This is a genomic window from Chitinimonas sp., from assembly GCF_041904975.1.
Lineage (GTDB): Bacteria > Pseudomonadota > Gammaproteobacteria > Burkholderiales > Chitinimonadaceae > Chitinimonas.
Genome location: NZ_JAYRLZ010000132.1, coordinates 1 through 11,522 on the forward strand (window position 1 = coordinate 1; position 11,522 = coordinate 11,522).

The following is an 11,522-nucleotide window of genomic DNA, read 5'->3' on the forward strand; positions in this document are numbered from 1 at the left end:
GCAATGCTCTGGATTAACCAGGCCTTGTCCAGCATGCTGGCGGTGTCGCCAACGGCGGCCGCCTGCTCGGCGGCGGTCAGCAGCGCAGCCAGCTGTTGATGCAGATGTGCCTGCAAGGCCTGCAGGGCGGCAGGCTCCAGGATGTGCGCGAGTGGGCCTCCGTCGGTACGGGCCGACCCGTCCGTGGTCCGGTCATGGGTGTGGATGGCGGCGGCGCCGGGTGCGTCGTTCGCAGGGAGGGCTGGCGTTGTGTGCGCCGGTCCGGACTGGGCAGAGGGAAGCGCGGCTGGCTGCGCCGAGTCAGCGGGCGCCGCCACAAATGCTGCGCCCAGTCGTGGCGTATTGCGGATCAACTCGCGCAAGGCGGGAATCGGGATCGGCTTGGACAGATAGTCGTCAAACCCGTCGGCCAGATACTGCTCGCGCGCGCCGCTCATGGCATTGGCGGTGACCACGGCTATGCGGGGCACCGGCTTGCCGGCCGCCTGCTCGCGGATCTGCCGGGTGGCAGTCAGGCCGTCCATATCCGGCATCATGGCGTCCATCAGGATCAGGTCATAGCTGGCTGCTGCCGCCATGGCAACGGCAGGCAGGCCGCCACCGGCCTGCTCGACCTGGTGGCCGTACTTTCTGAGCATGGCGCCCAATACCGCCAGATTCACCGGATTATCGTCAACGATAAGGATGCGCAGGCTGGCGTCGTCATCGGCCGCCACCGTGTCGCCATTCCCTGCTTCGTTGGCGCTGGCCGGCATGTCCACCACCTCGGCGGCGAATTCGAACGTGAAGGTACTGCCCTCGCCCTGCACCGAGCTGACCCGGATATCTCCGCCCATCATCCGCGCCAGTTTCAGGGAGATTTCCAGCCCGAGGCCCGAGCCTCCAAAGCGCCGATTGGTCGATTTGTCGCCCTGCTCGAAGCGCTTGAACAGGGTGGGCAGCACCTCGGGAGCGATGCCGATGCCGCTGTCGCTGACCGCAACACTGAAGCGGGCGACGCTGGCCGCTTCGGTGACGACATCGACCTTGACGCTAACGCCACCGGTTTCGGTGAACTTGATGGCATTGGACATCAGGTTGAGCAGGATTTGCCGCACCCGGGTGGTGTCGATACGCGCATGGCTTGGCACATTGGGCGCCAGGGTCAATGTCAGGCCGATGCCCTTGCCGGTGGCCTTGGCTTGCAGCAGCTCGGTGCAGTCGTGCAGCAGCCGGTGCAGATTGGCCTCGTTCAGGTCCAGCTGCATATTTCCGGCCTCGAGTTTGGCCACATCGAGAATAGAATATCGTTGAGGATTTCTAGCAGGCTGTCGGCCGAATCGCGGGCGGTGCGTGCCAGTGATTTCTGCTCCGGCGGCAAGGGGCTGTCCACCAGTAATTCCAGCATGCCGATGATGCCGTTCATGGGGGTGCGGATTTCATGGCTCATATTGGCCAGAAAGATGCCCTTGGCCTGATTGGCCGCCGCTTCACGCTCGCGCGCAGCCTCCAGGCGCTGCAACTGCTGCTGATCGGTGCGACGGAACAGCTGGATGATGCGCATGGCCAACAACAGTATGGCTACCAGCAGCAAGCCGCCCAGACGCTGCTGGAAATTGGCATCGATCGGCGCATAGCGCTCCAGCCAGGCGTGCTCGGGTACCGCGTAGAACAGTTGCCAGTCGGCCTTGCCATATACGCTCAGCTTGCGACTCAGCACAGTATCCTGGCCCGGCGCAAACACGGCGGCGGCATTGCCGAGCCGGCGATCCTGGATGCGTATGCCGTTTGTCTTTTCCTGCAGCATGAAAGTCACCGGCTGCGGCGGCAGCGCGAAGCCCGCCTGCCGTGCCCGCGCCTGGTCGCTGGCAGTGATAGGCAAAAACGGCACGCCGGCCAGCATCGCTTCCAGCACATTGCTGCGGATGACGACCGCAATCAGGCCGGATACCCGGTTGTTCGCCGCCGCGTAGATCGGCACCGTGAGCGTGAAGCCAGCGGCGTTGCGCGGGTCGCCATGGGCGAGTGAGTCGTATTGCGCATTGTCGCAGGTACGCATCATCGGCGACCATTGCGCTGGTATATCTTCCAGCGACAAGAAATCCAGCTGTGGATGGCTGGCTTTGAATGCGGCGATCGCCTGTGGGTAGTAGCGGTATTCCTCGCTCTCATCCTCGGGCGGTACATCTCGGCTCGCTGCAGCATTGCTATTGATGCCGGCGATCTTGCTGTCGTAACTGAGAAACGGAAGGTCGTGCTGGCCATCAAAGCCATCGAGCACCGCGTACACCTCGGAAATCTGCACGCTGGCCGCCAGATTGTTGTAGATCTGCCGGACTGTCTGGTCGGCATCGGCGCTGAAGCGGCCACTGGCGATCACGTCTTCCTGATCGCTGCGGCGATTGGCGCCGCTGAGCTTGCGCACGCTGGGTAACAGGGAAATGGTGCGGGCATTGTGGTAGATATCGGCAAACGCGCGCTCGATGCTTTCAGCCATCGGGTGCAGCCGGGTGCTGCTTTGCTCGGCCAGTACCGCCGCGCGGGCGATCTGGCGCTGATGTTTGCGGTCCTGCCAGAAGTAGGTGGCCATGATTGCCACAATCAGCAAGACCACGCCACTCGATAGGGCGATATCGACAAACAGCGTGCGCGATCGTGGCTGGCTGGTGCTGGTAGTCACCTGCATTCCTTCTGCCTGGGTTCCGCCCTGGCCTGCGCCAGGGCTCAGCAAGTATATGCAAGGATTTTGCCGCTTGCCGCCACGGCAAGCCGGCTTGATGGCAGGCATAACCACCTCTGATAAGGAGTGCCAAGAAATGACCGAACCCGCCCTGATGGCGCTATTGCATAGGCTGGAGCGCTTCCTGCCCGAGGACGCGCAGGAGCCGGACTGGTCGCAGCCGGCCTTTCGCTGGCGTAGGCGTAGCGTGTTCGGCCACGGTTTTGGCGTGCTGGAAGCGGTAGCGCAGCCGAACTGGATCACCCTGGGCGATCTGCACAATATCGCCAGCCAGCAGGCGGAGATTGTGCGCAACACACGCCAGTTCGTTGCCGGCCACCTTGCCAACAATGTGCTGCTGACCGGTGCACGCGGCACCGGCAAGTCCTCGCTGATCAAGGCGGTATTGCAGGCCTTCCATCGCGATGGCTTGCGCTTGGTGGAAGTGGACAAGGCCGATCTGGTTGATTTGCCCGATATCGTGGCAAGGCTGCTGGGGCGACCGGAGCGCTTTATCGTGTTTTGCGATGACCTGAGCTTTGAAGAAGGCGAGACCGGCTACAAAGCCCTCAAATCAGTGCTCGATGGCAGCATAGCCGCGCACAGCAGCAATGTACTGGTCTACGCCACCTCGAATCGCCGCCATCTGCTGCCGGAATTTTTTGATGAAAACCGCCAGGCGCGTCATGTCGACGGCGAGGTGCATCCGGGCGACGCGGTGGAAGAGAAAATCAGCCTCTCGGAGCGCTTTGGCCTGTGGCTGAGCTTTTATCCGTTCAGCCAGGCGGAATACCTGCATGCGGTGCGCCACTGGCTGCAGGCATTCGGCGTGGCGGATTGGAGCGAGGAAGTCGAGCGGGCAGCCTTGCTATGGGCTCAGGGGCGCGGTGCACGCTCCGGCCGGGTAGCCTGGCAGTTTGCCCGTGACTGGGCCGGTCGCTGCTCGCTGCCGCCCTTGCCGTGATAGGCTGGCGGCCCTTTTGCCTCAGCACCTGGCTGCGCGCCGGGCTGGATTCATGACAGATAACAAGATTACCCATGTCGCCGCCGGTATCCTGATCCGCGCAGACGGCCAGTTCCTGCTGGGCTCGCGACCACAGGGCAAGCCCTATGCCGGCTGGTGGGAGTTTCCCGGCGGCAAGCTGGAACAGGGCGAAACCCCGCGCCAGGCACTCGATCGCGAGCTGCACGAAGAAATGGGCATTGTGGTGCAGCAGGCTCACCCCTGGCTGGTGCAGACCTTTGCCTACCCGCATGCCACGGTGCGGCTGAATTTTTTCAAGGTTTGCAGCTGGTCAGGCGAGCCGCAGCCGCATGAGGGGCAGGCGTTTGTCTGGCAAACACCGGGGGCTACTACCGCCGAGCCTATCCTGCCGGCCAACACCCCCATCCTGCGCGGTTTGCAATTGCCTGCCGTGCTGGCCTTGTCCAATGTTGCCGAGCTGGGCGAAGCGGCCTGGCTGGCGCGGTTGGAGGCAAGGCTGGAGCAGGGCTTGCGCTGGCTGGTGCTGCGCGAGCCAGGGCTGGCTGGGGCCGCCTATGCGGCGCTGGCACAGCGGGTGCTGGATTTGGCGCGGCGTCATGGCGCGCGGGTCTTGCTGCATGATGCGCCTGCCTTGGCTGAACAATTGGGTGCCGACGGCGTGCACCTGTCTGCCCGCGCACTCATGGCCACGCAGCAACGGCCGGCCGGCTGGCTCGGAGCTTCGGTGCACTCGCAGGCGGAGCTGGAACAGGCTGCCGCCTTGGGGGTGGACTATGCGGTGCTCGGCACCATCAAGCCCACGCTGTCGCATCCGCATGGTCCGATCCGGGGCTGGGCGGGCTTTGCCGAGCAGCTGATGGCGGGCTGGCCGTTTCCGGTATACGGCATAGGCGGGCTGGCGGCGGCCGATCTGCCTGATGCCTATGCGGCCGGTGCGCAAGGCATTGCCGCATTGCGCTGGCCATGGCGGGAGGGCGATTGATGGCGCGATGGCGGTCGCTACTGGTCATCCTTGCCTTGCTGGGTCTGGCCTTTTATGGCTATCACGCTGCCGGGCCGGCCAAGCCGTCCGCCACGGTGCAGTGTGCTGATCTGACTGCGCCTTGCCAGGTTCATCTGGCCGGTCAGGCGCTGCAATTGCAGGCGGATCAGTCCCCGCGCGCGCTGAAGGGTTTCAAGCTCACCCTGCGTGGTGCAAGTGCACCATTCAAGGTGCGTTTTGGCATGGTAGGTATGGAGATGGGGCCGGTGGCCTTTCGATTTGTGCCGGCGGCCGATGGTGCCCAGCACGCGAGCGTGATGCTGCCATTTTGTGTGCAGGGCCGGCGCGACTGGTGGTTGCTGCTGGAATCCGACACTGGCAGTGCCATGGTGGCATTTACCGCACATTGAGTGCGATTGCGACGGCTTGGCGCCAGTCATGCTCATGAGCCGGCTAAAGCAGCGCTGTCAACGAGGCGCGTTTTCGGCTGCTGCATCCGGCCCCGTTTGCCACGGGGCCGGCTGGATCAAGGCGGAATATGCCCGCCTATTTCCACTTGGCTTCAACCTCTTTGTATTTGCCATTTTTCTGGATGGCTTCCAGGCCAGTATTGAATTTATTCACATATTGCTGGCTATTGGGAAAGGTTTTGGAGAAGGCAATAAACAGGCCGGGCTCGGCTGTCATGCCAACAGCCTTGAATTTTCCGGCAAAGTCGGCCTTGTTCTTTTCGAATACGGCATTGGCCACCTTTTCATAGGCCACCATATACTTGACCCGGCCGGCCAATAGTTTGCGGAAGCCCTGTTCATCCTGATTCGATACGCTGCGCTTGATCTTGGTGTTGCTGTCGAAATCGTCGCCATATTCATAGTCATTGGTGACAGCGACATCCTTGCCTTCCAGGTCCTTGGGCTTCAGCCCCGACTCGGTTGAATTGGCCAGTGCATAGATATTGATGCGGGCGGAGAACATCGGTTTGTTATGCCACAAATAATTCGGCTCCAGCTGGCTATTGCGCGCGGCGTCGAAACAGCCGAGCAGTTTGCCGGTCTTGGTTTCTTCCATACAGCGTGCATAGGGGACGGATTCGAATTTCACATCAACGCCGGCAGCCTTGAATGCTTCTGAGATCAGATCGGGAGCAAAGCCCTTGGCCTGGCCGTTGACCTTGCCGGAATAGGGGTACCAATCATCCTCGGCGCCAAGGGTGATGGTCTCGGCATGGAGGGCCAGCGTGGCAACGGAGAGCAATGTGGGTAGCAAAACACGACGCAACATCATGGAGGGCTCCTGGCATTGATGAGGCAGATAGGGGAGACGTGCAGCAGCACGCTTTGCCAACCCGTTATAGGCAAAACATTGGCGCATCGACGAGTTTCTCTTGCGGTTTGCTGCAATCGAGACGGTTTGCAAAGTCGTGAATGAGGTCAGGTGCAAGCCAAGGCAGCTTGTTGATGTCGCGAGCGGGGCGATGGATTTGGTTTTGAAGAATCAATGATTTCTGCTTGCCAATGCTGATTGCGCAGTCTGCAGGAGTGCGCAGGCCGAATCGAGTGCTTATGCGCAGCAGCCGGCCCGTGCGCTGCTTGCGTGGGCGGCTGTGGGCAGGTTGTTGACGCGTTGCGGTGTTGTTCCTCTCCAACCGCTTTTGCATCGCTCCGCGGGCGCATATTGCGAGTCGGGTGGCTCGTCCGGAGATGTCCTGAGGCCGCCAGCAAACCCCTGCCCCCGGCAAGCATCGATCGAACGCAAAGGCAGCGCTTGACACGACCACCCCGCCGGTAAAACGGGAGCGCCTTGTCAGATAAGAACCTGATGAACTCTAAGGCAGCCAAGGCGACAGGCGCGACGCGGCTTCGCATATAATCGGCGCTCCTGTTTCACCACCCACAAGTTCACCGCATGCGCACCCTGCTTCTGGCCCTGGCTTCCGCCCTGTCTATCACCGTCACGGCGGCGCCGCTTGCCGTGCCACCCCCACCCGATCTGGCTGCCAAGGCCTATCTCTTGCTCGATTTTCAAAGTGGCGCCCATCTGGCCGCGCGCGACCCGGACAAGCGTATCGACCCGGCTTCGCTCACCAAGCTGATGACCGAATACCTGACCCTCAAGGCGGTCAAGGAAGGTCGGCTCCGGCTTGATCAGCAGCTGACCGTATCGCAAAAAGGCTGGAAAACCGAAGGGTCGCGCATGTTCCTCGACCCGAAAAAGCCGGCGCGGGTGGATGAATTGCTGCGCGGCATGATCGTGCAAAGCGGTAACGACGCCTGCGTGACCCTGGCTGAAGCGATTGCCGGTAGCGAAGAGAATTTCGCCGGCATGATGAATCAGCAGGCAGCGGCGCTTGGCATGACCGGCACCCACTTCATGAACTCCACCGGACTGCCCAACCCGCAGCACTACACCACGGCACGCGATCTGTCGGTGCTGGCCATGGCGATCATGCGCGACTATCCGGAATTCTTTGCTATCGCCTCGATGAAGGAATACCGCTACAACAACATCACCCAGCCGAACCGCAATCTGCTGCTGTTCCGCGATCCGGAAGTGGATGGCCTGAAGACCGGCCACACCGACAGCGCCGGCTACTGCCTGATTGCCACCAAACACCACGATGGCCGCCGCGTGCTCAGCGTGGTGCTGGGTACCGCCAGCGAGAATGCCCGCGCCGACGAGAGTGCCAAGCTGCTTGGTTATGGCCTGAATTTCTTCGACACCACCCGTTTGTACGCGGCCAAGCAGGCCGTGGCCCAGACTGTGGTCTATAAGGGCGAGGCGAATCAGGTCGCTGCCGGCTTTGACCGTGACCAATTCATCACGGTGCCCAAGGGTGCGATCCCGCGTATCCAGGCACAGACGATTCTGCAGCCCAAGTTGATCGCCCCGCTGGCGGCCGGCCAGGTGATCGGCTCGGTGAAGTTGACGCTGGATGGCCAGCCGCTTGCTGAACTGCCGCTTAAGACTCTGGCGGCGGTGCCGCAAGCCGGCTTCTTCGGCCGCATGGTGGATAGCGTCAAGCTGTGGTGGAAATAGCGCGGCGGCGGCTGTGTTTGGCCGCACTCGCCCGACACGATAGGAAGCGCCCATGCTCTACCTGAACGGCCAGTTCGTGAACCGTCAAGACGCCACCATCAGCGCGCTGGATCGTGGCGTGCTGTTTGGTGATGGCATCTACGAAGTCATTCCGGTCTACTCGCGCAAGCCGTTCCGGCTTGATGAGCACCTGCATAGACTTGATGCCAGCCTCGCCGCAATCGGCCTGCCGAATCCGCACAGCATCGAGCAATGGGCGGCGCTGGTGCTGGAGACCATCGCCCGGCAAGACTTCGATGATCAGTCGGTGTATCTGCATGTGACGCGCGGTAATGCCGGTGAGCGCGATTTCCCCTTCCCGGCCGATGTAGCCCCCACCGTGATGATCAACTCCAGCCGCTTGGTGACGCCGACGCCGGCGCAAAAGGCGGCCGGGGTGAAGGCGATCAGCCACGGTGACTTCCGCTGGCTGCGTTGCGATATCAAATCCTTGAATCTATTGCCCACCGTATTGCTGCGCGAGGCAGCCAAGCGCGCCGGTTGCGCCGAAGCGGTGATGTTTCGCGATAGCTGGGCGTTCGGGCTGGAGGCGGCCAGTAATGGCGCTGCCCAGTCGGCGCCGCAGCGCTATCTGAGCGAAGGGGCGGCCAGCAATATTTTTGTGGTGAAGGATGGCGTGCTGCTGGCACCGCCCAAGTCGCAGCTGATGCTTCCGGGCATTACCTATGATCTGGTGATCGAAATCGCTGAGGCCAATCAGGTGCCGCTCGAAATTCGCCCGATCAGCGAAGCCGAAGTGCGCAGTGCCGATGAGTTGTGGATGACCAGCAGCACCAAGGAAGTACTGAGCATTGTGATGCTGGATGGCGAGCCGGTAGGCGATGGCAAGGTCGGGCCGATGGCGCAGCAGCTTGATACGCTCTACCAGGCGTTCAAGCAGCAGGTGATGCGTGGCGGCGATTGAAATCGGCACTGCCGCCCCCAGTTTCTAGGCATTGTTGCCATCGGATATCCCTCCATGAGTCATTACCACCTCGCCCAGGTCAATATCGCCAAGGCCCTGGCTCCGCTTGATCAGCCGCTGATGCAGGGCTTTGTCGAGCAGCTCGATCGCGTCAATGCGCTGGCCGATGCGCACCCCGGCTTTGTCTGGCGGCTGCAGACCGAAGACGGCGATGCCACTTCGGTGCAAGCCTTCGACGATCCGCTCTTGCTGGTGAATCTGTCGGTATGGCAAGGCTTCGAGGCGCTCAAGGACTATGTGTACAGCGGTGAGCACCTGCAGATGCTGCGCGGCAAGAAGCAGTGGTTCGAAAAGTCTGCCAAATCGCCATTGGCGCTGTGGTGGGTACCGGCCGGCCATCTGCCCGATGTGCTTGAGGCGCGGCAGAAGATCGAGCAGCTATGGCGCGATGGCCCAAGCGCCGCCGTATTCAGCTTCGCTCAGCCATTCCCAGCGCCCGATGCAGTAGCCGCCAACGCCACCGAATAACGGCCCGACTTGGGCAAAGCAGGAGCACGCGTATGAGCGAGCAAAAAGACAGCATTATTGAATTCCCCACCCGCTTCCCGATCAAGGTGATGGGGCAGCGCCATGATGATTTCTCCCAGACCATTTTCGAGCTGGTGCGCATTCATGCCGCCGATTTGACGGCCGAAGACATCGAGCTACGCGTCAGCTCGGGTGGCAATTACGTATCGCTGACGGTGACGGTGACCGCCATCTCGCAGGAACAGCTCGACGCCATTTACCGTGCGGTGACCGGGCATCCGATGGTGAAGTACGTTCTATAGGGTTGTGAAAGGTGAAGGGTGAAAAGTGAAAGGTGGGTGAGCGTTCCACGTTTCACCGCTGGCGCGTAGCGCCGCATCACATTTCACGTTTCACGCAAAGTACATGAATCTGATCATCAAGCAATTTGGCCTGGTCGACTACGAGCCCACCTGGCGTGCCATGCAGGCTTTCACCGATGCGCGCACAGCCGACACTCCTGACGAGTTGTGGCTCTTGGAGCATCCGCCGGTGTTCACCCAGGGCCAGGCTGGCAAGCCGGAGCATGTGCTGCAGCGCGGTGATATCCCCATTATCAAGATCGATCGCGGCGGGCAGGTGACGTATCACGGCCCGGGCCAGCTGGTCGGCTATCTGATGATTGATCTGAGCCGGCGAAAGCTTGGTGTGCGCGAGTTTGTGCGGCGCATCGAGCAGGCCATTATCGAGCTGCTGGCCGAGTTGAAGGTAGGCGCCTATGGCAAGGTCGATGCGCCCGGCGTCTATCTGCAGCGTGATGGCGTCGAGGCCAAGATCGCCTCGCTGGGCCTGCGCATCCGCAATGGCAAGAGCTACCACGGCCTGGCGCTGAATGTGGCGATGGACCTGGCGCCGTTCAGCCATATCAACCCCTGCGGCTATGCCGGTCTGGCGGTGACCCAGCTGGCCGACTTCGGCATTCGGGAAACGCCGGCCTCGCTTGCGCCGCGTTTGGCCGGTAAAATCAGCGACTTGCTGGCTTTGGATGGTACGGCTTCGGTGGCTGACTATGCATTGAAAGCCCAGTAAGCGATGTATGGCTTTGCCATGTTGGTCGCTTATTTTGGTCTGCCGTATCTGGCGCTCATGGTTCTTTCCGTGGTCTCGCACTACAAGGGCCACCGACTTTCCCGCACGTTTGCGCGCCGTCTTTGCTTCGTCGGATTGATCCTGAGCTTGGCATTGGCAGCGCTTGGCCCAAAGTGCATGTGTCTTTCGGTCGCGTGGTATGAGCGCTTGATCGTAGATGCGGGCCTATCAGCCGTACTATTCGCCCTTCTATTTGCGTGCGTGGCGATGTCGACGCCAGTGTTTCGTGTCACCAAGCGGTGATCAAACAACCCTATTGGGGCCAGTAGAGCCCGAACCGAACAAAGAAAGCCCCCAAGCATGTCCTCGCCCACCATCACCACCCCGCCCGAAAAAGCCGAACAAGGCGTCAAACTGAAGGGCGAGGCCAAGACCGCCCGGATTCCGATCAAGATCGTGCCCTTGGCCGAACCCCTGAAAAAGCCGGACTGGATTCGCGTCAAGGCGCCCAGCGGTGATCGCTTTTACGAGATCAAGAACATCTTGCGCGAGCAGAAATTGCACACGGTGTGCGAAGAGGCCAGCTGCCCGAATATTGGCGAATGCTTTGGCAGCGGTACCGCCACCTTTATGATCATGGGCGATATCTGCACCCGCCGTTGCCCGTTCTGCGATGTCGGCCACGGCCGCCCGAACCCGCTCGATGCCAATGAGCCGCAGCATCTGGCCGAAACCATTGCCGCACTGCGCCTCAAGTATGTGGTGGTGACCTCGGTGGACCGTGATGACCTGCGCGATGGTGGTGCCGGCCATTTCGCCGACTGCATCAGCAAGACCCGCGCATTGTCGCCAGCGACGCAGATCGAAGTGCTGGTGCCGGACTTCCGTGGTCGCCTTGATGTCGCCATCGATATCCTCAGCGCCACCCCGCCTGATGTGATGAACCACAATCTGGAAACGGTGCCGCGCCTCTACAAACAAGCGCGTCCCGGCTCGGATTACCTGCACTCGCTCAAGCTGCTGAAGGACTACAAGGCGCGCAACCCGAATGTGGCGACCAAGAGCGGCATCATGGTCGGCCTCGGTGAAACCGATGAAGAAATCCTGCAAGTGATGCGCGATATGCGCGAGCACGATATCGAAATGATCACCATCGGGCAGTATCTGGCACCGTCCAACTCGCATCTGCCAGTGCTGCGCTATGTCACGCCCGAGCAGTTCAAGGCATTCGAGAAGATTGCCTATGAAATGGGCTTCAAAC

The 11,522-nt window shown here is 61.3% G+C and carries 13 protein-coding genes; 9 read left to right on the top strand and 4 right to left on the bottom strand.

Annotation, left to right across the window (positions count from 1 at the left end; genetic code table 11):
• On the bottom strand, positions 1-1,247 hold a 1,247-nt coding region (locus tag ACE3OH_RS12960), incomplete at its 3' end, for an ATP-binding protein (protein ID WP_374353287.1).
• Complete coding sequence (locus tag ACE3OH_RS12965; protein ID WP_374353290.1) at positions 1,232-2,659, bottom strand: histidine kinase dimerization/phospho-acceptor domain-containing protein; 1,428 nt, start codon at positions 2,657-2,659, stop codon at positions 1,232-1,234. The genes ACE3OH_RS12965 and ACE3OH_RS12960, both read right to left, overlap by 16 nt.
• Positions 2,660-2,795: 136 nt before the next feature.
• Here ACE3OH_RS12965 and ACE3OH_RS12970 point away from each other — a divergent pair, with 136 nt between their 5' ends.
• Genes ACE3OH_RS12970 through ACE3OH_RS12980 form a run of 3 tightly spaced genes read left to right on the top strand, consistent with a single transcriptional unit; the run spans position 2,796 to position 5,075 of the window.
• Positions 2,796-3,662 (top strand): ATP-binding protein, encoded by an 867-nt coding sequence (locus tag ACE3OH_RS12970; RefSeq protein WP_374353293.1) that lies wholly within the window; start codon positions 2,796-2,798, stop codon positions 3,660-3,662.
• A 52-nt stretch (positions 3,663-3,714) separates the two neighbouring features.
• Entirely contained in the window at positions 3,715-4,665 is a 951-nt protein-coding gene (locus ACE3OH_RS12975; RefSeq protein ID WP_374353296.1) for a Nudix family hydrolase, read from the top strand.
• Positions 4,665-5,075, top strand: coding sequence for a hypothetical protein (locus ACE3OH_RS12980; RefSeq protein ID WP_374353300.1), 411 nt, complete (start codon positions 4,665-4,667; stop codon positions 5,073-5,075). Before ACE3OH_RS12975 ends, ACE3OH_RS12980 begins: the two co-directional genes overlap by 1 nt.
• 136 nt (positions 5,076-5,211) lie before the next feature.
• Here ACE3OH_RS12980 and ACE3OH_RS12985 read toward each other — a convergent pair whose 3' ends face one another.
• A complete protein-coding gene (locus ACE3OH_RS12985) occupies positions 5,212-5,949 on the bottom strand; it encodes a substrate-binding periplasmic protein (RefSeq protein WP_374353303.1) in 738 nt (245 codons plus the stop codon).
• Between the two features lie 64 nt (positions 5,950-6,013).
• The gene (locus tag ACE3OH_RS12990) at positions 6,014-6,322 is read right to left on the bottom strand and encodes a hypothetical protein (RefSeq protein WP_374353306.1); all 309 of its coding nucleotides are present in this window, start codon (positions 6,320-6,322) and stop codon (positions 6,014-6,016) included.
• Between the two features lie 248 nt (positions 6,323-6,570).
• Here ACE3OH_RS12990 and ACE3OH_RS12995 point away from each other — a divergent pair, with 248 nt between their 5' ends.
• From ACE3OH_RS12995 to lipA, 6 genes are all read left to right on the top strand, one after another.
• Positions 6,571-7,701: a D-alanyl-D-alanine carboxypeptidase family protein gene (locus ACE3OH_RS12995; RefSeq protein ID WP_374353309.1), complete on the top strand. Its 1,131-nt coding sequence runs from the start codon at positions 6,571-6,573 to the stop codon at positions 7,699-7,701.
• 52 nt (positions 7,702-7,753) lie between these two features.
• Positions 7,754-8,665, top strand: a complete 912-nt coding sequence (locus tag ACE3OH_RS13000; protein ID WP_374353312.1) for a D-amino acid aminotransferase — start codon at positions 7,754-7,756, stop codon at positions 8,663-8,665.
• Positions 8,666-8,719: 54 nt separating this feature from the next.
• The gene (locus tag ACE3OH_RS13005; protein ID WP_374353315.1) at positions 8,720-9,193 is read left to right on the top strand and encodes a DUF3291 domain-containing protein; all 474 of its coding nucleotides are present in this window, start codon (positions 8,720-8,722) and stop codon (positions 9,191-9,193) included.
• Between the two features lie 32 nt (positions 9,194-9,225).
• Positions 9,226-9,495 (top strand): YbeD family protein, encoded by a 270-nt coding sequence (locus ACE3OH_RS13010; protein WP_374353318.1) that lies wholly within the window; start codon positions 9,226-9,228, stop codon positions 9,493-9,495.
• Positions 9,496-9,598: 103 nt separating this feature from the next.
• Entirely contained in the window at positions 9,599-10,261 is a 663-nt protein-coding gene (gene lipB, locus ACE3OH_RS13015; RefSeq protein WP_374353321.1) for a lipoyl(octanoyl) transferase LipB, read from the top strand.
• A gap of 360 nt (positions 10,262-10,621) precedes the next feature.
• On the top strand, positions 10,622-11,522 hold a 901-nt coding region (lipA, locus tag ACE3OH_RS13020), incomplete at its 3' end, for a lipoyl synthase (protein ID WP_374353324.1).